General features: G+C 74.3%; 20 protein-coding genes and 1 pseudogene. 11 read left to right on the top strand and 10 right to left on the bottom strand.

What is annotated here, in order from left to right; translation table 11 throughout:
• Positions 1-2: 2 nt before the first annotated feature.
• Positions 3-2,147 (bottom strand): transglycosylase domain-containing protein, encoded by a 2,145-nt coding sequence (locus tag Sya03_RS26320; RefSeq protein WP_203941081.1) that lies wholly within the window; start codon positions 2,145-2,147, stop codon positions 3-5.
• A gap of 99 nt (positions 2,148-2,246) precedes the next feature.
• On the opposite strand from Sya03_RS26320, the gene cobC reads away from it, so the two are divergent.
• The 5 genes from cobC to Sya03_RS26345 are packed head-to-tail and all read left to right on the top strand — an operon-like array spanning position 2,247 to position 7,258.
• Positions 2,247-3,347 carry an Rv2231c family histidinol phosphate aminotransferase CobC gene (gene cobC / locus Sya03_RS26325; RefSeq protein WP_203941082.1) on the top strand — a complete coding sequence of 367 codons (1,101 nt, stop codon included), beginning with the start codon at positions 2,247-2,249 and terminating at the stop codon, positions 3,345-3,347.
• Positions 3,344-4,408, top strand: coding sequence for a nicotinate-nucleotide--dimethylbenzimidazole phosphoribosyltransferase (cobT, locus tag Sya03_RS26330; protein ID WP_203941083.1), 1,065 nt, complete (start codon positions 3,344-3,346; stop codon positions 4,406-4,408). The genes cobC and cobT overlap by 4 nt, the downstream gene beginning before the upstream one ends.
• A gap of 2 nt (positions 4,409-4,410) precedes the next feature.
• Positions 4,411-5,634: a uroporphyrinogen-III C-methyltransferase gene (gene cobA / locus Sya03_RS26335; RefSeq protein WP_203941084.1), complete on the top strand. Its 1,224-nt coding sequence runs from the start codon at positions 4,411-4,413 to the stop codon at positions 5,632-5,634.
• Positions 5,635-5,681: 47 nt separating this feature from the next.
• Positions 5,682-6,065, top strand: coding sequence for a YciI family protein (locus Sya03_RS26340; RefSeq protein ID WP_203941085.1), 384 nt, complete (start codon positions 5,682-5,684; stop codon positions 6,063-6,065).
• Positions 6,062-7,258: an RNA polymerase sigma factor gene (locus tag Sya03_RS26345; protein WP_203941086.1), complete on the top strand. Its 1,197-nt coding sequence runs from the start codon at positions 6,062-6,064 to the stop codon at positions 7,256-7,258. Before Sya03_RS26340 ends, Sya03_RS26345 begins: the two co-directional genes overlap by 4 nt.
• Here Sya03_RS26345 and Sya03_RS26350 read toward each other — a convergent pair whose 3' ends face one another.
• The 3 genes and pseudogenes from Sya03_RS26350 to Sya03_RS26360 form a co-directional block, all read right to left on the bottom strand.
• Entirely contained in the window at positions 7,259-7,960 is a 702-nt protein-coding gene (locus Sya03_RS26350) for a hypothetical protein (RefSeq protein ID WP_203941087.1), read from the bottom strand.
• The gene (locus Sya03_RS26355) at positions 7,957-8,454 is read right to left on the bottom strand and encodes a SigE family RNA polymerase sigma factor (RefSeq protein WP_203941088.1); all 498 of its coding nucleotides are present in this window, start codon (positions 8,452-8,454) and stop codon (positions 7,957-7,959) included. The genes Sya03_RS26350 and Sya03_RS26355 overlap by 4 nt, the downstream gene beginning before the upstream one ends.
• A 58-nt stretch (positions 8,455-8,512) precedes the next feature.
• Positions 8,513-9,910: pseudogene (locus tag Sya03_RS26360) on the bottom strand (alpha,alpha-trehalose-phosphate synthase (UDP-forming)).
• Positions 9,911-10,040: 130 nt separating this feature from the next.
• On the opposite strand from Sya03_RS26360, the gene Sya03_RS26365 reads away from it, so the two are divergent.
• From Sya03_RS26365 to Sya03_RS26385, 5 genes are all read left to right on the top strand, one after another.
• Positions 10,041-10,688: a hypothetical protein gene (locus Sya03_RS26365; protein ID WP_203941089.1), complete on the top strand. Its 648-nt coding sequence runs from the start codon at positions 10,041-10,043 to the stop codon at positions 10,686-10,688.
• Between the two features lie 138 nt (positions 10,689-10,826).
• Positions 10,827-12,503, top strand: coding sequence for an energy-dependent translational throttle protein EttA (gene ettA, locus Sya03_RS26370; RefSeq protein ID WP_203941090.1), 1,677 nt, complete (start codon positions 10,827-10,829; stop codon positions 12,501-12,503).
• Entirely contained in the window at positions 12,496-12,918 is a 423-nt protein-coding gene (locus Sya03_RS26375; protein WP_343948706.1) for an acyl-CoA thioesterase, read from the top strand. Before ettA ends, Sya03_RS26375 begins: the two co-directional genes overlap by 8 nt.
• Positions 12,915-13,595: a DUF8185 domain-containing protein gene (locus tag Sya03_RS26380; protein WP_203941091.1), complete on the top strand. Its 681-nt coding sequence runs from the start codon at positions 12,915-12,917 to the stop codon at positions 13,593-13,595. The genes Sya03_RS26375 and Sya03_RS26380 overlap by 4 nt, the downstream gene beginning before the upstream one ends.
• A 224-nt stretch (positions 13,596-13,819) precedes the next feature.
• Positions 13,820-14,311, top strand: a complete 492-nt coding sequence (locus Sya03_RS26385; protein WP_239107854.1) for a type III secretion system chaperone family protein — start codon at positions 13,820-13,822, stop codon at positions 14,309-14,311.
• 38 nt (positions 14,312-14,349) lie between these two features.
• Here Sya03_RS26385 and Sya03_RS26390 read toward each other — a convergent pair whose 3' ends face one another.
• From Sya03_RS26390 to Sya03_RS26400, 3 genes are all read right to left on the bottom strand, one after another.
• Complete coding sequence (locus Sya03_RS26390; protein WP_203941093.1) at positions 14,350-15,609, bottom strand: PKD domain containing protein; 1,260 nt, start codon at positions 15,607-15,609, stop codon at positions 14,350-14,352.
• Positions 15,610-15,678: 69 nt separating this feature from the next.
• Positions 15,679-16,134, bottom strand: a complete 456-nt coding sequence (locus tag Sya03_RS26395; RefSeq protein WP_203941094.1) for a globin — start codon at positions 16,132-16,134, stop codon at positions 15,679-15,681.
• Between the two features lie 31 nt (positions 16,135-16,165).
• The gene (locus tag Sya03_RS26400; protein WP_370871978.1) at positions 16,166-17,662 is read right to left on the bottom strand and encodes an MFS transporter; all 1,497 of its coding nucleotides are present in this window, start codon (positions 17,660-17,662) and stop codon (positions 16,166-16,168) included.
• A gap of 236 nt (positions 17,663-17,898) precedes the next feature.
• Between Sya03_RS26400 and Sya03_RS26405 the strand changes: the two genes are divergently transcribed.
• A complete protein-coding gene (locus Sya03_RS26405; RefSeq protein ID WP_203941095.1) occupies positions 17,899-18,291 on the top strand; it encodes a thiol-disulfide oxidoreductase DCC family protein in 393 nt (130 codons plus the stop codon).
• On the opposite strand, the gene Sya03_RS26410 is transcribed toward Sya03_RS26405, so the two are convergent.
• Genes Sya03_RS26410 through Sya03_RS26420 form a run of 3 tightly spaced genes read right to left on the bottom strand, consistent with a single transcriptional unit; the run spans position 18,284 to position 20,665 of the window.
• Positions 18,284-19,138, bottom strand: coding sequence for an MFS transporter permease (locus Sya03_RS26410; RefSeq protein ID WP_203941096.1), 855 nt, complete (start codon positions 19,136-19,138; stop codon positions 18,284-18,286). The two genes, Sya03_RS26405 and Sya03_RS26410, sit on opposite strands and share 8 nt — an antisense overlap.
• A complete protein-coding gene (locus tag Sya03_RS26415; protein WP_203941097.1) occupies positions 19,123-19,560 on the bottom strand; it encodes a hypothetical protein in 438 nt (145 codons plus the stop codon). The genes Sya03_RS26410 and Sya03_RS26415 overlap by 16 nt, the downstream gene beginning before the upstream one ends.
• 46 nt (positions 19,561-19,606) lie before the next feature.
• Entirely contained in the window at positions 19,607-20,665 is a 1,059-nt protein-coding gene (locus tag Sya03_RS26420) for a mechanosensitive ion channel family protein (RefSeq protein WP_370871980.1), read from the bottom strand.
• Positions 20,666-20,771: the final 106 nt, after the last annotated feature.

Raw genomic sequence — 20,771 nt, forward strand, 5'->3', positions numbered from 1 at the left:
GGTCAGTCCACGATCCAGTCCGGCGGCGGCGTGAACTTCACCTTCGGCGCGTCCTTGAGCGCGTCGCGCAGCGTCTCGGCCACCAGCGTCTTCTGCTTGGTGGCGTTGCCGCTGCCGACGGCGTGCCGCGGGTTGTCCGGGTCGGCGATGAACGCCGCCGCGGCCAGCTGCGGGGTGTAGCCGGCGAACCAGGCGGCCTGGTTGCTGTCGGTGGTGCCGGACTTGCCGGCGACCGGCCGCTTCATGATCGCGTGGACCATCGGCGAGGTCTCCCAGCCGCCGCAGGCGCCGGCGGCGGCGCCGTAGCCGGTGACGCAGCGCGCGGCGTCGGTGGCGGCCCGCGCCACGGCGGGCAGCAGCGCCTGCCGGCAGCGCACGCCGGCGACGGGGACGCCGTTGAACATGGCGTCCTCGCCGGTCGGCGTCTTGATGAACTGCACCGGGTTGGGCGTGCAGTACTTGCCGTCGGCGGCCAGGGTGGCGAACACGTTGGCCATCTCCAGCGGCGTGGCGTCGCTGACGCCCAGGGTGAACGCGCCCCAGCCGCTGGCGTTGGCCGGCGACGCCATCCGCTGGTCGACCTCGGTGCGCCACTGCAGGCCGAGCCGCTCGGCCATCTTCACGGCCCGCTGCGCGCCGACCTTCTGCTCCAGCTGCACGAAGTACGTGTTGACGCTCTTGCCGAAGCCGGACCACATGGTCTGCCGGCCGGTCATCGACGCGCTGGCGTTCTTCGGGCACCAGTAGGTGCCGCACGCGGCCGGGCCGGGCGAGGTGATGTACTTCGACTTGAACCGGGGCGGGGAGTTGAACGCCGTCGACAGCGGCATGCCCTGGTCGAGCGCGGCCAGCATGGTGAAGATCTTGAACGTGGAGCCGGCCTGGTAGCCGGGCATGTCGCCGCCGCCGAGCAGCGGGTTCACGGTGTTCGGGTAGTTGCCCTTGAACTTCTTGCGCTTCGCCGGGTCGCTGTGCTTGCCGTTGCCGGACTGGTCCAGCGAGTACGTCCGGTTGACCGCCATCGCCTTGACCCGGCCGGTGCCGGGCTGGATGACGACCTGGCCGAGGGCGTACCGGCTGTTCTTCTTCTCCTTCTCCAGCACGTGCTTCTGGGCGGCGGCCTGGACGCGCGGGTCGAGCGAGGTGGTGATGCGGTAGCCGCCGCGGCGCAGGTTGTCGAGCCGCTCGCGGCTGTTGGCGCCGAACGCGGGCTGCTGCAGCCACCACGACTTGAAGAAGTCGCAGAAGAACGCCCAGTGGTTGCGCGACTCGGGCACGGACACGCAGTCGTTGCGCGGGGTGGTGAGCTTGAGCCGGATCGGCTGCTCCTTGGCCTCGGCGGCCTCCGCGGCGGTGATCGAGCCCAGCGTGCGCATCCGGTCGATGACGTAGTTGCGCCGGTCGGTGGCGGCGGTGCGGTCCTTGCTGGCCGGGTCGTACGCCGACGGGGCCTTGACCAGGCCGGCGAGGGTGGCGGCCTCGACGAGGGTGAGCTGCTTGGGCGCCTTGGAGAAGAACACCTGCGAGGCGGCGAAGATGCCGTACGCGCGGTGGCCGAAGTACGCCGAGTTGAGGTAGCGCTCCAGGATCTCGTCCTTGGAGATCTGCTTCTCCAGCTCGATGGCGAGCCGCATCTCGCGCAGCTTGCGCGCGGTGGTCTGCTCGGTGGCGCGCAGCGCGTCGGTGGGGGTCTGGGCGCCGTCGCGCAGCGCCATCCGCACGTACTGCATGGTCAGCGTCGAGGCGCCCTGGGAGACGCCGCCGGCCTGCTGGTTGGCGACGAACGCGCGGGCGACGCCCTTGACGTCGACGCCGTTGTGGTCGTAGAACCGCGAGTCCTCGCTGGCGACGATGGCCTGCTTGACGTAGGGCGACATGTCGGCGAGCGCGGTCGGCTTGCGGTGCTCCTCGTAGAACGTGGTGAGCAGCGTCTTGCCGTCGTTGGCGTACACGTAGGTCGTCTGGGCGTTCGGGGCGACCTGCAGCTCCTCGGGCAGTTCCTGGAGGAGCCCGGCGCCGGACTTCGCGCCGAGGCCGGCGACGGCGGCGAGCGGGTACGCCAGCCCCGCCACCACCACCCCGGCGATGAGCCCCGCCCGAAGCAGGGGTGAGATCCGTCCCACGGCTGTCAGGCTGCGCTTGATCACCCCCCCAAGGTAGGACAAAAAGGTTCATGTCCGGATGGAAGTTCGGAACTGTGAATCACATCGTGGCGACCCCGCGCCGCGCGCCCGCGGCGGTCGCGCATGCTGGTCGGCGAAACCACCCGCGGGCGTGACACCCGGCCGGGATCTTGCGCGGGAGGAGCCACGGTGACGGAGCCGGACCTGGACCACCACGGCGACGCCGAGGTCGGCGCCGGGCTCGTCGACCTGGCCGTCAACGTGCGGTCCGCGCCGCTGCCCGACTGGCTCGCGAAGCCGGTCGCCGCGTCGCTCGCCGACCTCGCCGCCTACCCCGACTCCCGCGCCGCCACCGAGGCCGTCGCCGCCCGGCACGGCCGCCCGGCCGCCGAGGTGCTGCTCACCGCCGGGGCCGCGCAGGGGTTCGTGCTGCTCGCCCAGGCGCTGCGCGGCGTGCGCCGCCCCGTCGTCGTGCACCCGCAGTTCACCGAGCCGGAGGCCGCCCTGCGGCACGCCGGGCACACCGTCGAGCGGGTGCTGCTGCCGCCGCCGTTCACCCTCGACCCCGCCCTCGTGCCCGCCGACGCCGACCTGGTGTTCGTCGGCAACCCCACCAACCCCACGTCGGTGCTGCACCCGGCCGGCACGCTCGCCGCGCTGGCCCGGCCCGGCCGGGTGCTGGTCGTCGACGAGGCGTTCGCCGACACCGTCCCCGGCGAGCCCGAGTCCCTCGCCGCACGCCGCGACCTGCCCGGCGTCGTCGTGCTGCGCAGCCTCACCAAGACCTGGGCGCTGGCCGGCCTGCGCATCGGCTACCTGCTCGGCCCGCGCGACCTGGTGCGCACGCTGGCCGCCGTCCAGCCGCTGTGGCCCGTCTCCACCCCGGCGCTGGCCGCCGCCACCGCCTGCGCCGCGCCCGCCGCGGTCGCCGAGGAGCACGCCATCGCCACCCGGCTCGCCGCCGACCGCGCCCACCTCGTCGCCGCGCTGCGGGCCGTGCCGGGCGTCACGGTGCCCGGCGAGCCGGCCTCATCGTTCGTCGCGCTGCGCGTCGCCGGCGCGGCGGCCGTGCGCCTCGCCCTGCGGGAGCGGGGGTACGCGGTGCGCCGCGGCGACACGTTCCCGGGTCTGGGCCCCGACTGGCTGCGCGTCGCGGTGCGGGACACTGCCACCACGGACGCGTTCATCGCCGTCCTGACCGACGTGCTGAAGGAGAATCAGTGACGACGACAACGCTCGACGCCACGCTGGCCGCCATCCGGCCGCCCGACGCCGACGCGATGGCCGCCGCCCGCGAGCTGCAGGCCCGGCTGACCAAGCCGGCGGGCTCGCTGGGCGCCCTCGAGGAGCTGTCGGTACGCCTCGCCGGGCTGGCCGGCACGTGCCCGCCGCCGCTGCCCGAGCCAGCCGCCGTCGCCGTGTTCGCCGGCGACCACGGGGTGCACGCCCAGGGCGTCAGCCCGTGGCCGCAGGAGGTCACCGCGCAGATGGTCGGCAACTTCCTGGCCGGCGGCGCGGTCATCAACGCGTTCGCCCGGCAGGCCGGCGCGTCGGTCACCGTGGTGGACGTCGGCGTCGCCGCGCCGGTCGGCGGCCCCGCGCCCGCGTTCGTCGACGCGAAGGTGCGCGCCGGCACCCGCGACCTGGCGGTCGAGCCCGCGCTCACCCGCGCCGAGGCCGTCGCCGCCGTCGAGACCGGTATCCGGGTCGCGGGCGAGCTCGTCGACGGCGGGGCGCGGATCCTGCTCACCGGCGACATGGGCATCGCCAACACCACCCCCGCCGCCGCCCTGATCGCCGCGTTCACCGGCGCGGCCGCCGCCGACGTGACCGGCCGCGGCACCGGCATCGACGACGCCACCCACGCCCACAAGACGGCCGTGGTCGCCGGGGCGCTGGCCCGCCACGCGCCCGACCCGGCCGACCCGGTCGGGGTGCTGGCCGCCGTGGGCGGGCTGGAGCACGCCGCCCTCGCCGGGTTCCTGCTCGGCGCCGCCGCCCGCCGGGTGCCCGTCGTCGTCGACGGCGTCATCGCCGCCAGCGCCGCGCTGGCCGCCGCCGCCCTCGCCCCGGACGCGGTCGCCGCCATGGTCGCCGGGCACCGCTCCGCCGAGCCCGGCGCCACCGTCGCGCTCGCGCACCTCGGCCTCGACCCGCTGCTCGACCTGGGGATGCGCCTCGGCGAGGGCACCGGCGCCGCGCTGGCCCTGCCCGTCGTGGCGGCGGCCGTGCGGGTGCTGCACGAGGTCGCCACGTTCGACGCCGCGGGGGTCAGCGAGAAGTGAGCATGTACCCGCTGGGCCTGCGCCTCGACGGCCGCCGCGTGCTCGTCGTCGGCGGCGGCGCGGTCGCCAGCCGCCGGGTGCCCGCCCTGCTCGCCGCGGGCGCCGACGTGCTGCTGGTCTCGCCCGAGCTCACCCCCGCCCTGCAGTCGCACGCCGACGCCGGCCGCATCCGCTGGGAGCCGCGCCGCTTCCGGCCGGCGGACGTGGACGGCTGCTGGCTGGTGCAGACCGCCGTCGACGACCCGGCCGCCGCCGCCGAGGTGACCGCCGCCGCGGAGGAGCGCCGGGTGTTCTGCGTGCGCGCCGACGACCGGGACGCGGCCACCGCCTGGACGCCGGCCGTCACCCGGCACGGCGCCGTCACCGCGGCCGTGCTCGGCGGCGGCGACCCCCGGCTCGCGGCGGCCGTGCGCGACGCCGTCGCCGACGGCCTCGCCTCCGGCGCCCTGCTGCCCGAGACGGTCCCCGGGCACGCCCTGCGCGGGCGGGTCGCCCTCGTCGGCGGCGGCCCCGGCGACCCCGAGCTGATCACCGTCAAGGGGCGGCGGCTGCTCGGCCTCGCCGACGTGGTCGTCGCCGACCGGCTGGTGCCCGGCCTGCTGCTCGACGAGCTGCGGCCCGAGGTGGAGCTGGTCGACGCCGCGAAGATCCCGTACGGGCCGGCCCGCGCCCAGGAGGAGATCAACCGCATCATCGTCGACCGTGCCCTGGCCGGCGCGTTCGTGGTGCGGCTCAAGGGCGGCGACCCGTACGTCTTCGGCCGCGGCGGCGAGGAGCTGATCGCGTGCGCCGCCGCCGGCGTGCCGGTCGACGTGGTGCCCGGCGTGACCAGCTCGATCGCCGCGCCCGCCCTGGCCGGCATCCCGGTCACCCACCGCGGCGTCGCGCACGAGTTCACCGTCGTGTCCGGGCACATCCCGCCGGACGACCCGGCGTCGCTGGTCGACTGGCCGGCGCTGGCCCGGATGCGCGGCACCCTGGTGATCCTCATGGGCCTGAAGAACCTTCCCGCGATCGCGGCGACGCTGCTCGACCACGGCCGCGGGCCCGCCACCCCGGCCGCGATCGTGCAGGAGGCCAGCACCGGCGCCCAGCGGGTGCTGCGCAGCACGCTCGGCGCCGTCACGGAGGCCGCGCTGGCGTTCCGGCCGCCGGCCGTCGTGGTCATCGGCGAGGTCGTCGGGGTGCTGGAGAAAAAACCCGGGGAGGATGTCGAGGAGCCCTGACCCGGCTCCGATGTACCCGCGAGACCACGACGGAGAAGGAGCGGGACATGAAGTACATGATCATGATGAACACGTACGCCGGCGGCGACCCCATCGAGAGCTGGGCGCCGGAGGACCTCCGGGCGCACATCGGGTTCATGAACGACTTCAACGCCAAGCTGACGGCCAACGGCGAGTTCGTCGACGGCCAGGGCCTGACCATGCCGCCGCAGGCCAAGCTGGTGCGGGCCAACCCCGACGGCACGCCGAACACCGACGGCCCGTTCGCCGAGACCAAGGAGTTCCTGGTCGGCTTCTGGATCGTCGACGTGGAGAGCGAGCGGCGGGCGCTCGAACTCGCCGCCGAGGTGTCCGCCGCGCCCGGCCCGCGCGGCGAGCCGCTGAACATGCCGATCGAGGTGCGCCCGATCGGGGAAGCGCCCGAGCTGTGACGACGCCCGTCGAGGACCTGCTGCGGGATCTGTCGCCGCAGGTCCTCGGCGCCGTCGCCCGGCACTGGGGCGACTTCGCCGCCGCCGAGGACGCCACCCAGGAGGCGCTGCTCGCCGCCGCCGTGCAGTGGCCGCGGACCGGGGTGCCCGAGCAGCCCCGCGGCTGGCTCATCCGGGTCGCGTCCCGGCGGATGGCCGACCACCACCGCGCCGAGGTCGCGCGCCGGCGCCGCGAGGAGGCCGCCGCCGTGCCCGACGTGGCGCCGGAGCCGGTCGCCGACGACGCCCTCGTGCTGCTGTTCCTCTGCTGCCACCCGGCGCTGACGCCGCCCACCGCGATCGCGCTGACCCTGCGCGCCGTCGGCGGCCTGAGCACCGCGGAGATCGCCCGGGCGTTCCTGCTGCCCGAGGCCACCATGGCGCAGCGGATCAGCCGGGCGAAGCAGAGCATCCGGGCCGCGGGGGCCCGGTTCACGATGCCCGGCCGGGACGCCTGGCCCGAGCGGCTGCGCTCCGTCCTGCACGTGCTCTACCTGATCTTCAACGAGGGGTACGCCAGCAGCGGCGGCCCCGAGCACCAGCGCGCCGAGCTGGCCGGCGAGGCGATCCGGCTGACCCGCGCGCTGCACGGCCGGCTGCCCGCCGAGAGCGAGGTCGCCGGCCTGCTCGCCCTGATGCTGCTCACCGACGCCCGCCGCCCGGCCCGCACCGCGCCGGACGGGCGCATCGTGCCCCTCGACGAGCAGGACCGCGGCCGGTGGGACCGGGCATCCATCGAGGAGGGCACGGCGCTGGTCGAGCGGGCGCTGCGGCGCGGACCGGTCGGCCCGTACACGCTGCAGGCCGCCGTGGCCGCCCTGCACGACGAGGCCCCCACCGCCGCCGACACCGACTGGCCGCAGATCCTCGCCCTGTACGGGGTGCTGACCCGGATGACCGACAACCCGATGGTCGAGCTGAACCGGGCCGTCGCCGCCGCCATGGTGCACGGCCCGGCCGCCGGCCTGGCGCTGCTCGACGCCCTGGACGCCCGCCTGCCCGGCAACCACCGCCTGGCGGCCGCCCGCGCCCACCTGCACGAGATGGCGGGTGACCGGGCGGCGGCGCGGGAGCACTACCGCGCCGCCGCGGCCGCCACGGCCAGCCTGCCCGAGCGCGGCTACCTGCTGACCCGCGCCGCCCGCCTGGACTGATCAGCCGCCCAGCACGATGCCCGGCTGCGGGGGGAGCCGGTAGCGGCGGCCGTCCGGCAGGACGACGTGCACCTGCACCTCCCACGGGTCGGCGGCCTCGACGGGCACCACCACCCCGTGCGGCGCGGGGCCCGCGGGCCGGCCGTCCACCGCGACGGTGCGCCCGGCCGGCGCCTGCGCCAGCACGAACACCCGCCCGTCGCGCTTGCGGACCAGGTACATCCCGAGACCGGTGGGCGCGACCTCCGCGCACACGGCGTCGCCGGTCAGGCAGCCGCCGTCGTAGACGAGGTGGTCGCGCAGCAGCTCGTAGGGCCGCCCTCCGCGGGACACCCAGACCTCGGCCACCTTGCCGGACCGCCCCTCGCCCGGCGGCCGGTCCAGGGCGACGATCGACTCGTCGCCCGCCCGGCCCGCCGCGACGATGCGCTCCGCCGGCACCGGCGATCCCACCCCGGCCTCCAGCAGCTCCTGGTCGGCGGGGGCGAGCACGGAGGCCGGCCCCGGTGCCGGTGCGCCCCCGGGCCGCAGCGCCGCCGTCACGCCGCCGGCCACGGCCAGGACCGCGGCCACCGCGGCGACGGCCACCCGGCGCCGCCGCCGGGCGCGCGCCGCCGTCACCACCGTCCCGGCGAGGTCCGGCGGCAGGTCGCCCGGGCCGGCGGCCCGGTCCAGCAGCGCCCGCACGTCGTCGTCCCTCATCGGCCCGCCTCCTGCGCCGTCGCGGTGCCCACCGTCGCGCGCAGCCGGGCCAGCCCGCGCGACGCCTGACTCTTCACCGACCCGACCGAGCAGCCCAGCTCGGCCGCCGCCTCCTGCTCGGTGCAGCCCAGCCAGTAGCGCAGCACGACGACGGCGCGCATCCGGTCGGGCAGCGATCGCAGCGCCGCCAGCAGCACCTGCCGGTCGTCGGCCCGGCCCAGCTCGTCGCCCGGGACCGGCCGCTCGGGCACCCCGTCGACGCGGCGCCGGTGCCACGGCGAGCGCCACCGGCTGACCGCCCGGTTCGTCAGCGCCCGCCGCACGTACGCCTCGGGCTGCTGCTCGCGCAGCCGGTGCCAGCGCGGGTAGACCCGGATCAGCGTCTCCTGCAGCAGGTCCTCGGCCTCGCCGCGGTCGCCGCAGAGCAGCACGGCGTAGCGCAGCAGCCGCGGGCCGCTGTGCGCCACGAACGCGGTGAAGTCGTCCCCGCTCATCTGCACCCCATGCCCCTGGAACGCCGCGGGCGGGCCGGAGGTTGAGCGGGGACGGCCGTCACTTCGTGTCGGGGACGCCCAGTTCGTTGAGGAACGAGCGGGCCCAGTTCGCCACGTCGTGGGTGCGCAGGTGGCGCTGCATGACCCGCATCCGGCGCTTCAGCTCGGCCGGTTCGGCGCTGACCGCGCGCAGCAGCGCGTCCTTCACGCCGTCCGGGTCGTGCGGGTTGCACAGGAACGCCTGGCGCAGCTCGGTCGCGGCGCCCGCGAACTCGCTGAGCACCAGGGCGCCGCCGCTGTCGGCGCGCGAGGCCACGTACTCCTTCGCGACCAGGTTCATGCCGTCGCGCAGCGGGGTCACCATCATCACGTCGGCGGCGCTGTACAGGGCGGACAGCTCGCTGCGCGAGTACGACTGGTGCAGGTAGTGCACGGCCGGCACGCCGACCTTGCCGTACTCGCCGTTGATGCGGCCGACCTCGCGCTCGACCTTGACCCGCAGCGCCTGGTAGTGCTCGACGCGCTCGCGGCTCGGGGTGGCGACCTGGACCATGACGGCGTCGCCGACCTTGAGCTTGCCGTCGCTGAGCAGCTCGCGGAACGCCTTCAGCCGCAGCTCGATGCCCTTGGTGTAGTCGAGGCGGTCGACGCCCAGGATGATCGTCTTCGGGTCGCCCAGCTCGGCGCGGATCTGCTTGGCGCGCGCCTGCACGGCGGCGTCCGCGGCCTGCTTCTCCATCTCGGCGGTGTCGATGGAGATGGGGAACGCGCCGGCCTTCACCTTGCGCCCGTCGACCTGGATGCTCTGGCCCTCGTAGCGCAGGCCGAGCAGGTGCCGGGCGAGCCGGACGAAGTTCTGCGCGGCGAGCCGCTGCTGGAAGCCGACGAGGTCGGCGCCGAGCAGGCCGCGCAGGATCTCGGCGCGGAACGGCATCTACATGAACAGCTCGATGGGCGGGAACGGGATGTGCAGGAAGAACCCGATGCGCAGGTCGGGGCGCAGCTCGCGGAGCATCGCCGGGACCAGCTGCAGCTGGTAGTCCTGCACCCAGACGGTGGCGCCGTCGGCGGCGACGTCGGCCGCGGCCTGCGCGAACCGCTGGTTGACCAGCCGGTACGTCTCCCGCCAGCGCCGCTTGTACACGGGCGTCTCGACGGCGTCGTGGTAGAGCGGCCAGATCGTGGCGTTGGACTGGCCCTCGTAGTAGCGCTCCAGCTCGTCGGCGCTCAGCGGCACCGGGTGGATGTTGATGCCCTCCAGCTCGAACGGTTCCGGGGCGTCGCCGGTGCCGCCGGACCAGCCGATCCAGGTGCCGCGGTGCTCGGTGAGCACCGGGTGCAGGGCGGTCACGAGGCCGCCCGGGCTGGGCCGCCACTGCTTCTGGCCGTCGTCCGTGGTGACCTCGTCCACGGGCAGACGGTTGGCGACGACGACGAAGGAACTACGTTCGGTCACGCTGGTGCACCTCCGGGTAGTCCGGTCCCCCCGCGCCTGAGCCTATCGGTGCGGGCCGACGGACCGGGCTCGCAGGTCGTACCCCGGGGAGGCCGGTAACGAACGTGCGCCGCGGTGAGATCCTTTTCCTGTGAGCCTGCCCGATGAGAGCGCCCCGCGGAGGCCGGTCCTGGTACCGGTGATCATCGCCGCCGTCTTCCTGACGATCATCGGCGCCTCGATCGGCCTGGCGCTCGGCGCCCGCAACCAGAACCGCGCGCAGGTCGCGCCCACCCCGGCCCCGGTGACGTCGGCGCCGGTGGTGCCGCCGGTGGTCGAGTCGGAGCCGCCGCCCGAGCCGTCCGGCCCGTCGGAGGACGACCTGCCGTCCGGCCCGGTCGTGGAGCCGGCCCCCGGCCGCCCGCCGTCGGCGCCGGGACAGCCGTGCCGGGCGGAGACCCAGGCCGCCGTCCAGGCGCTCGGCGGCGACCTCGGCGAGGTCGTGCTCAAGCTGAAGATCAGGACGGTCCGGGGCACGGTCGCGTACATCTGCGGCAACGACCAGGGGGAGCTGTACTACCACGGCTCGCGCGACGGCGACGGCGACGCCGACGCCGTCCGCTGGGACGACGGCCGGAACTCGCTGTTCCTGACCGGGGTGCGCGAGGCGGGCGGCGGCTACGTGGCCGAGGCGGCCGAGGGCGACGGCAGCACCACCACCATCACGGTGACGGCGCGCGAGTGGCGCATGGAGAACCCCGGGAAGAAGACCGTGGTGGAGGCCGCCCGTGCCGGGTGACCGGCGCCGCCGGAATGGGCGTACCGTCGGCGGGGTTGTTGTGAGGGGCCCCCGGCCGACCTGAGAGGATGGCCGCTGTCCGCCCCCACGCGGCTCGACGCCGCGACAAGACCCACGATCTCGGAGGTAGGGCACACCGTGGCCCAGTACATCTACGTTCTGGAGAAGGCGCGCAAGGCGCACGGCGACAAGGTCGTCCTCGACAATGTCACGCTGAGCTTCCTGCCCGGCGTCAAGATCGGTGTGGTCGGGCCCAACGGCGCCGGCAAGTCCAGTTTGCTGAAGATCATGGCCGGGCTGGACCAGGTCAGCAACGGCGAGGCGCGGCTGATGCCGGGCTTCACCGTCGGCATGCTCGCCCAGGAGCCGCCGCTCAACGACGCCAAGACCGTCCTCGGCAACATCGAGGAGGCGGTGGCGGAGACCAAGTCGAAGCTGGAGCGGTTCAACAAGATCGCCGAGCAGATGGCCACCGACTACTCCGACGAGCTGATGGAGGAGATGGGCAAGCTCCAGGAGGAGCTGGACCACGCCGACGCGTGGGACGTCGACTCCAAGCTGGAGCTGGCGATGGACGCGCTGCGCTGCCCGCCGCCGGACGCCGACGTCACCCTGCTCTCCGGTGGTGAGCGCCGCCGCGTCGCGCTGTGCAAGCTGCTGCTCGAGGCGCCCGACCTGCTGCTGCTCGACGAGCCCACCAACCACCTGGACGCCGAGAGCGTGCAGTGGCTGGAGCAGCACCTGGCCAAGTACGCCGGCACCGTCATCGCCATCACGCACGACCGGTACTTCCTCGACAACGTGGCCACCTGGATCCTCGAGCTCGACCGGGGCCGGGCGTTCCCGTACGAGGGCAACTACTCGACGTACCTGGACAAGAAGGCCGCCCGCCTCGCCGTGCAGGGCCGCAAGGACCAGAAGCTGCAGAAGCGCCTCACCGAGGAGCTCGAGTGGGTGCGGTCCAACGCGAAGGCCCGGCAGACGAAGTCGAAGGCCCGCCTGGAGCGCTACGAGGAGATGGCCAGCGAGGCGGAGAAGACCCGCAAGCTGGACTTCGAGGAGATCCAGATCCCGCCGGGCCCGCGCCTGGGCAACACGGTGATCGAGGTCAAGGACCTGGTCAAGGGCTTCGACGACCGGGTGCTCATCGACCACCTGTCGTTCTCGCTGCCGCGCAACGGCATCGTCGGCATCATCGGCCCGAACGGCGTCGGCAAGACCACCCTGTTCAAGACGATCGTCGGGCTGGAGAAGCCGGACGACGGCTCGGTGCGCATCGGCGAGACGGTCAAGCTGTCCTACGTCGACCAGAACCGCGCGGGCCTGGACGGCTCGAAGACGGTCTGGGAGGTCGTCTCCGACGGCCTCGACCACCTGATGGTCGGCAAGGTCGAGATGCCGTCGCGGGCGTACGTGGCCGCGTTCGGCTTCAAGGGCCCGGACCAGCAGAAGCCCGTCAAGGTGCTGTCCGGCGGCGAGCGCAACCGGCTCAACCTCGCGATGACGCTGAAGATCGGCGGCAACGTGGTGCTGCTCGACGAGCCGACCAACGACCTCGACGTCGAGACGCTGTCGTCGCTGGAGAACGCGCTGCTGGAGTTCCCGGGCTGCGCCGTGGTCATCTCCCACGACCGCATGTTCCTCGACCGCGTCGCCACCCACATGCTCGCGTGGGAGGGTACCGACGAGGACCCCGACAAGTGGTTCTGGTTCGAGGGCAACTACGACGCGTACGAGAAGAACAAGATCGACCGCCTCGGCGCCGACGCCGCCCGCCCGCACCGGGTCACCTACCGCAAGCTGACGCGTGACTGACAAGCACCGCTTCGTCTACGACGCGGCCCTGCGCTGGTCCGACATGGACGCGTACGGCCACGTCAACAACGCGCGCTTCCTCACGCTGTACGAGGAGGCGCGCGTTGCGCTCTTCTTCGTCGCCGCCCGCGAGGCGCGGGTGTCGTTCGAGCGGGGCATCGTCATCGCCCGGCACGAGATCGACTACCTGCGCCCGGTGGACTACGGCGACGCGGTCCGGATCGAGATGTGGGTGGCCGAGATCCGGGCCTCCAGCTTCACCGTGGCGTACGAGCTGATCGACGACGGCGTGGTGGCGAGCCGGGCGCGCAGCGTCTGCGTGCCGTTCGACCTCGCCGGGCAGCGCCCGCGCCGGTTGTCGGCGGACGAGCGGGCGTTCCTGGAGCCGTTCCGGCCGCCCGGGGACGGGTCATGACAGCGGGCCCGGCCGGCCACGGGCTGGCCGGGGTCGCGGACGCCGGCGCCTTCCTGGCCCGGCTGGTCCGGCTGGAGCGGGCGGCGCCGGTGCGGCTGCGCCCGGCGGGCGAGCACACCGCCCTGTGGGGCAAGCTGCCGTGGAACGTCCTGGTGACCCGCCGGGTGGCCGGTCCGGGCCCGGCGGCGGGTGACGTGACGGTGGCGGCGGCGGACCTGCTGGCGGCGCTGGCGGCGGGTTCGGACGCGCTGCCCGCGCGCCGGGACGAGGCGTGGCGCTGGCCGCTGCCGCCGGCGGGCGCCGGGGCGGTCGAGTCGGTGTCGGCGGCGGAACTGGCCGGTCTGGCGGAGGCCGCGGCGGGCACGCTGCGGGAGGCGGCGTCCGCCGGGGTCGGCGGCCGGTCGGTGGGGCAGCGGGCGATCCGCGACGCCCTGCTCGACCACGTCGCCCTGACGGTGGCGCGGGACTCGGGCGCGCCGGTCGAGGTGCCGCAGCGGCTGGTGCAGGGGGTGGCCCGGATGGGCTTTCTCGGCACGGAGAGTGACGACGCGCGGCCACCGGCGCAGGTGCTCGTCGCCGGGACATGGATCGGCATCTCTGCACCCTACGGAGTCGCGTGGCTACAGAAAGCCACGACATTGACGCTCATGCCCGCCAAAGCTCATCCGTTCGGATGATCTGCTATGGGCCGACTGGTCCCGCCCGCCGGTTGGGGGGATGACCTCCGGAACCGGTCCGGGTACCGTCGGGCCTCGGATCCACCGCTACGTCCGGCGAGTGGATCCGCCTGGGGAGTGAGGTGCACGAAACGATGCCGTGGTGGTCATGGCGTCCCGGCTCCACCGGCGGTGGTGAGCCGGATGCCGGAGGTGAAGTAGCCGTACAGTCCGTCCGCGCCGGGGTGCCGGCGCAGCGCGAACCCGCCCATGCCGGCACGCCCGCCCAGCCGGGCGGACCGTCCATGCAGGACGCGCAGGTCGCCCCGGTCGCCCTGCCGCGGCTCGGCAAGGCGCTCGACGCGCTCGACGTCCGCTACCTCGCGGACGGCGGCGGCAGCCTGCTGGCGATGTGGGAGCGGCACGCCGTGCTGTTCACCCTCGAGGGCCCCGACGACGAGATCCTCGTCATGCGCGCCCGCCCGCACGCCACGGTCCCGCCCGATTGGGCCGACCGCGCCTACCGCGTCGTCAACGAGTGGAACCACACCCGCCGCTTCTGCAAGGCGTACGTGGGCGACCCGACCGAGCGCGGCCAGCTGCCCATCTACGCCGAGCTCCAGGTGCCGCTCAGCTCCGGCGCGCACGACGCCCTGCTGGTCGAGATCCTCGACTGCGGCGCGGCCGTGGCCACCTCGTTCGTCGACTGGCTGCACGACGAAGGCGCCCTCCTCTAGGTCGAGGAGAGCGCCTCCGGGTCGTCCGGTCAGGCTCCCTACAGCGGGAACATCCCCAGCCGGCCGTGGTACTCGCGGCCGAGCTGGTCGGTGTCCGAGCCGACGATCAGGCCGTACGGCGTGGACAGGAACACCCGGACCCCGATGCCGCGCGCGCGGGTCGGGTTCCACGGCATCGCCTTGCCGGTGACCGGGTGGATCGCCCCGATGCCCACTCGGCTCACCGCGCCCGGGCCGGGGCCCTTGGCGTCGGTGCCGTACGGGTTGTCCAGGTAGCGCTGGTGGCCGCCGACGTACACGGCGCTGCCGGTCACCGCGACGGCGTACAGCGAGTCGCCGCCGGTGTGGTTCACCCAGGTCGGGTTGTGCCGGCCGACGCCGGCCACCTCGAAGCGGGCCGCCGAGTCGCACAGCTTGCGCGGGTCGGAGAGCCGCCCGGTCGCGGCCACCACGAAGTAGCGGCCGTCCGGCGAGAACTTCACCTGGCGCAGGTACGTGTCGAAGCCCTTCATGCAGGCCGGCTTGTAGGCGTCGGTGTACCAGTTCATCAGCGCCGCGCGCGGGCCGGACACGTCGAGCAGGGCGAGCTGGGTGCGGTCGACGCCGCCCACCTTGAGGATCGCGCCGACGGCGACGAGCTTCTTGCCGTCGGGGGACAGGTCGAAGTGCTCGACGCGGGTGCGGTCCAGGCCGGGCGCCGACAGCCGGGCGTCGAAGCCGGGGTCGACGTTGCCGGTGACGCCGCTCATCCGGGCCAGGCCGACGCGCGCGGTGCCGTTGATCGCGCTGAACGTGCCGCCCGCGTAGAGCCGGCCGTTGAAGAAGCCGAGGGCGCGCACGTCGCCCCAGTTGATCCGCCCGGTGAACTGCGGCATGCGCTGGCCGTTGAGCACCGAGAACTGGGCGAGGCCGCGCTGGGCCACGCCGGCCACGGTCTTGAACGCGCCGCCGGCGTACACCGTGTTGTTGTTGCCGCGGGCGAGCGCGTACACCGGGCCGTCGACGGCGGGGGCGAACGGCCGGATGCGGCCGTCGCGCAGGCCGTAGGCGAACAGGTTCTTGCGGGGGTACACGGCCCGGCCGGTGCTGTCGGCGACCCGGGTGAAGCTGCCGCCGACGACGACGGTGTCGCCCACGACGGCGGCGGTCCAGACGGTCCCGTCGAGCACGTGCGGGGTGAAGTCGACGGGGTTGGCCGAGACCACCGCCGGCTGCTGCGGGTCGGCGAGCGCAGGGACGATGCCGGCGACGAGGCCGGTCAGTCCGAGCGCGGCGGTGACGAGGTAGCGGCGGCGCATCGAGGGCAACTCCTGGGATGATCGGGGTGTTATCACCCGATCAACGACGTTACCGCTCTTAAGTGGCGATCAGTCCGTATTGACCATGAAGTGCGCGGCCCGCTCCAGGTAGTCCCACAGCGCCGAGTGGTGCGGCTCCGGCAGGCCCAGCGCGTCCACCGCGTGCCGCATGTGCTTGATCCACGCGTCGCGGGCCGCCGCGTCCACCGTGAAGGGGGCGTGCCGCATCCGCAGCCGCGGGTGCCCGCGCGCGTCCGAGTACGTGCTCGGCCCGCCCCAGTACTGCATCAGGAACAGGGTCAGCCGCTCCGCCGCCGGCCCCAGGTCCTCCTCCGGGTACATCGGGCGCAGCAGCGGGTCGGTGGCCACCCCCGCGTAGAACGTGTCCACCAGCCGCCGGAACGTCGGCTCGCCGCCCACGGCCAGGAAGAACGAGGTCTCCTCGGCGTCGCTGACCCGCGACCGGCCGGAGCCGGCGGGCCGGCTCGACGTCACGGGCAGGTCGGCGCGCTGCTGGTCACTCACCCCACCATCTTGCCAGGGCGGCCCGCGCCCCTCAGAAGCCGGCCGAGCCGCGCACCCGGCCGCGCACCCGGCCGCGCGGGCGGGCGCCCGCGCCGTCGCCGGCGTCCGCGTCGTCGTCCTCCGCGGTGTGCGGCGCGGTGCCCGCCGGGGTGCCCGGCGGGGTGTCCCGCGCCGGGTCCAGCGCGGCGTCCAGCACCGGTCCCGCCGCGCCGGCCGCCGCGGGCTCCGCCGCCGCCAGCGAGGCGGCCTCCGCGGCCAGCGCCGGGGCCGACCGCCGCTCGGCCGCCGCGATCGCCGCCTCGAACCGGTCCGGGCGCGGCCAGCGCATCCCGATGCCCGCCATCAGCAGCACGCCGGCGGCGCTCCACCAGCCCACCACCAGCGGCAGGTCGAACCGCTCCGCCAGCGCGCCGGTGACCAGCACCGCGCCGCCCTGCGCGAGCTGCATGCCGCCCTGCATCACGCCGAACGCCCGCGCCCGGTAACCGTGGGGGAGCGCCAGCACGAAGATGCCGTTCAGCGACGGCATGATGCCCGCCGCCGCAAACCCCGACACCAGCGCCATCGCCGCCACCACCGGCGCCGGCGGCGCCAGCAGCGACGGCACCAGCGCCAGCGGCGCCAGCACCGCGAACGGCCGGATCAGCCGGTGCCGCCGGTCCTCCCGGACGAACCGGTTGATCGTCAGCCCGCCCAGGACGAAGCCCACCGGCCCGGCCGCCATGATGAGCCCCTGCGCCACCCCGGGGGACACCCCGCCCGCCTCGCGCGCCCACGCGGCCGCCAGGCCCTCCGGCACGATCGCGAACAGCACCAGGCAGAAGACCAGCGTCGCGATCGAGCGCAGCACCGGCGCCCCGAACACCAGCTGGAAGCCGTCCGCCGTCTCCCGCAGCAGGTTGCGCCGCGCGTCCGCGGTCACCACCGCCGGGCGCCGCCGCAGGCCCGCCGTGATCAGCAGCGCCGACGCCGCGAACGTGCCGGCGTTGACCACCAGCGCCACCCGCGGGTCGAGCAGGGCCGCCAGCGCCGCGCCGGCCGGATAGCCCACCACCTGGGCCACCTGCACCGTCGCCGTGTTCACCGCCAGGCCCGTGACCAGCTGGTCGCGCCGCAGGACCAGCGGCAGCAGCGCCGACCGGGCCGCCTGGGTGGGCGGCGTCGCCAGCATCGCCACGAAGATCAGCGCGAGCATGCCGGCCACCGGCATGCCGGGCAGCGCCACCGCGCCGATGAGCACCATGCGCAGCAGGTCGCAGGCCACCATCACCCGCCGGTACGGGTACCGCTCGGCCATCGTCGCCAGCAGCGGGCCGCCCAGGATCCACGGCAGGTAGCTGATCGCGAAGGAGGCCGCCGACAGCGCCACCGAGTCCGTCTCCTGGTACACCAGCAGCGTGATCGCCGCGCGGGCCAGGTAGTCGCCGACGAGGCTGAGTGCCGTCGCCGCGTACAGGAAACGGAACTCCCGGACGGCGAACAGGCTCCGGAAGGTGGTGGGAGGTCTGACGATCTCGTCGTCGGACACCGGGCCTCCATCGGATGCGACCGCGCCTCGCCCCCGATGACCGGCGGGCCGGGCTCCTTGTGGGCGCCCGTGCAGCGGAACGTGCAGCTTCCAGTGCGAAGCTCTGGTCCGGATTCTGCCCGATCGCCCGAGCCGTGGCTAGGGCGTCCGGACGAGCGGTGATCATTCGGTCGTGCATCCGACTGCGCGTAACGCCCGATGTGCAGGTCACGATCGTCCTGCGGCACGATGGGGGCATGACCAGCGCCCGAGCGACCTTCGTCTTCGACGGTGACTGCGCGTTCTGCAGCGCCTGCGCCCGGTTCGTCGAGCGGCGCGTGCCCACCGCCGCGCACGTGGTGCCCTACCAGTTCGCCGACCTGGCGGCCCTCGGGCTCACCGTCGAACAGTGCGAGCAGGCCGTGCAGTGGGTGGGCCCCGACGGCACGATCGCGGCCGGCCCGGACGCCATCGCGAAGCTGCTCGGCTCCAGCAACGCCGCCTGGCGGGTCGCCGGCGCGCTGCTGCGCCCGCCGCCCGTGCGCGCCGTCGCGTGGCCCGCCTACCGCTGGGTGGCGCGCAACCGCGACCGGATGCCCGGCGGCACCGCCGCGTGCGCCGTCCCGCAGGACCGCCGCCCGGCTACGTAGGCGCCGGCTCCCGGCGCCGCCGCAGCCGGCCCGTCAGCCAGGCGACCGGCCGCACCCGCTCCAGCGGCAGGAACGCGGCCATCGCCACCAGGTGCGGCGCGAACGAGATCGTGATCGTCGCGAACGTCGCCAGGTGGAACGCGTAGAAGAACGCCACGCAGGCGTACCGCCACCGGCCGCGGAGCGCGAACACCAGCGGGCTCAGCAGCTCGAACGCCAGGATGCCCAGCTGCGACACCACCAGCAGGTACGGCACCTGCGCGATCACGTCCGCCAGGTCGGTGCCGCGGCGCAGGATCGCCCGGGCCAGCACCGAACTGGTCGCCCAGTCCAGCCCGCCGAACCGCAGCTTCGCCCAGGCCGCCAGGAAGTACGTGCAGATCACGGCCACCTGGGTCAGCCGCAGCGCCCAGCCGCCCTTCTCCGTGGGCGTGGGGTCGCCGTGCCGGGCCCGGCCCACCGTCGGCAGCAGCGCCAGTGCCACCAGCAGGCCGAACCGGTCGTGGTCGACCTTGCCGTAGCTCATCGCCACGACCATCCACTCGAAGTACAGCGCGAACACCGTCCAGCCGAGCAGCCGCGGCGCCCGGCCCGTCGCCGCCGCCACGCTCAGCGCCAGCAGCGCCCAGAACACGGCGTGCACCAGCAGCGGCGTCGGCGTCGGCAGCGGCAGCAGGCGGCCGATGAGCAGCGGGTGGTACAGCTCGGCCGGGGTGTTCGCGTGCGCGCGCACCCACGGCGTGAACACCACCAGGTCCAGGGCGACGAACGCGTACACCAGCGTCCGGAACGCGGCGACCCGGCCGCGCGGCACCGGCGCGAACAGCCACCTCACGACGGCGCCCACCGGACCACCACCTCGTCCCGGCTGGTGCCCGTCGGGCGGGAGTCCTCCACGCCCTGCCAGCGGATCACGATGCGCACCTCGGTCAGCGCCGGGGCGCCCGGGTTGTGCTCCGCGTACGCCGCCGCCACCTGGCGCAGGCGCGCCGGGTCCGCCACGTACGCGCGCTGCTGGCCCTCGATCTCCGCCCGCCGGATGCCGCTGTTCGTCTCCGTCAGCACGATCGTGCGGCCCGTCGCGTCGACCCCCTCCACCCGGGTGTCGGGGGCGTCGTCGTCCGGGCCCGGCGCCGTCGAGTACATCCGGAACGGGCCGAACGGGAAGTGGTCGTCCTGACCGAACAGGGTGCCCGCGAGCAGCAGCACACCGGCGACGGCGGTGGCCGCCAGCCGCCCCCGCCGTCCGGCCGTGGTCAGGTCGCTCATCGGCTGGCAAGCTACCGCATCGCGGCCCGCCCCCGGCGCCCCCGGCCTAGGTGGCGCCGCCCGGCGTGCCGCCGTTCGGCGGGGCGGCCGGGCGCGGGAACATCCGCGACGCCGCGATCCGCTCGGCGATGCCCGACGACTCCAGCGCCTCCGTCAGCGCCCGCCGCAGCTCCCGCTGCACCGGGAACTGGCCGTCCGCCGTCGTCTTCGCGATCGTGCGGATCACCGCGCCGTCCACCGTCATCTGCTCGACGCCCAGCACGTCCGGCGGCTCCAGGAACTGCGTCGCGAACTCCGCGTCCTCCGCCACCTTCAGGGCCGCCTGCTGCAGCACCGACGTCGCCTGCTCCACGCTGACGAAGCCGACCGGCAGGTCGATGACGACCATCGCCCAGCCCTGGCTCTTGTTGCCGACCCGGACGATCTCGCCGTTGCGGATGTACCACAGCACGCCCCGGCCGTCGCGCACCGTCGTGATCCGCAGGCCGACCGCCTCGACCACGCCCGTCGCCTCGCCCAGGTCGACCGTGTCGCCCACGCCGTACTGGTCCTCGATCAGCATGAACAGGCCGGTGATGAGGTCCTTGACCAGCGTCTGCGCGCCGAAGCCGATCGCGACGCCGACGATGCCGGCGCTGGCGAGCAGCGGGCCGAGGTTGAAGCCCAGCTCGCTGAGCACGAACAGCGTCGCGGTGGTCATGATGACGGCGGTCACGAAGCTGCGCAGCACGGAGCCGATCGCCTCGGCCCGCTGCTTGCGCCGCTCCGGCACCACCGCGGAACTCTCCACGCCCGCCGTGGGGATGCGCTCGCGCAGCGGCTTGAGGATGCCGGGCACGCCCATCTGCGACGACGATGAGGTCAGCCGCCGGATCGCCCGGTGGATCAGCCATCTCACCAGCAGCGCGATCACGATGATCAGGAGGATGCGCAGCGGCTTCAGGATCAGCACGTAGCTGCTGTTCGCCAGCCACTGCATGCCGGTCCAGTTCAGGACCGTGGTGCAGACGAAGTCCGCCTCGCAGCTCTTGGTCACGTCGACGTCCGGGATGGTGATGGTGGGACCGGAGGTCTTCGGCGCGGGGATCGGGGAGAAGAGCGTCACGGGTCTCCTTGCTACCGCATTCCGCCGGGCGCGGGCCGCCCGGGGTGCGCCGGAGTGAGGCGCGCGGAACCGGACATCCTGTCACGCGACACGGAAGCTTCACGTG

The organism is Spirilliplanes yamanashiensis (assembly GCF_016863475.1).
In the GTDB taxonomy this organism is placed as follows: Bacteria; Actinomycetota; Actinomycetes; order Mycobacteriales; family Micromonosporaceae; genus Spirilliplanes; species Spirilliplanes yamanashiensis.

Excerpts from the sequence above, each read along its gene's own strand:
- Sya03_RS26405 (WP_203941095.1), top strand. The coding sequence starts at position 17,899 with ATGACCAGCGCCCGAGCGACCTTCGTCTTCGACGGTGACTGCGCGTTC.
- Sya03_RS26350 (WP_203941087.1), bottom strand. The coding sequence starts at position 7,960 with ATGAGGGACGACGACGTGCGGGCGCTGCTGGACCGGGCCGCCGGCCCG.
- Sya03_RS26390 (WP_203941093.1), bottom strand. The coding sequence starts at position 15,609 with ATGCGCCGCCGCTACCTCGTCACCGCCGCGCTCGGACTGACCGGCCTC.
- Sya03_RS26340 (WP_203941085.1), top strand. The coding sequence starts at position 5,682 with ATGAAGTACATGATCATGATGAACACGTACGCCGGCGGCGACCCCATC.
- Sya03_RS26380 (WP_203941091.1), top strand. The coding sequence starts at position 12,915 with ATGACAGCGGGCCCGGCCGGCCACGGGCTGGCCGGGGTCGCGGACGCC.
- cobA (WP_203941084.1), top strand. The coding sequence starts at position 4,411 with ATGTACCCGCTGGGCCTGCGCCTCGACGGCCGCCGCGTGCTCGTCGTC.
- cobC (WP_203941082.1), top strand. The coding sequence starts at position 2,247 with ATGCTGGTCGGCGAAACCACCCGCGGGCGTGACACCCGGCCGGGATCT.
- Sya03_RS26415 (WP_203941097.1), bottom strand. The coding sequence starts at position 19,560 with ATGAGCGACCTGACCACGGCCGGACGGCGGGGGCGGCTGGCGGCCACC.
- Sya03_RS26355 (WP_203941088.1), bottom strand. The coding sequence starts at position 8,454 with ATGAGCGGGGACGACTTCACCGCGTTCGTGGCGCACAGCGGCCCGCGG.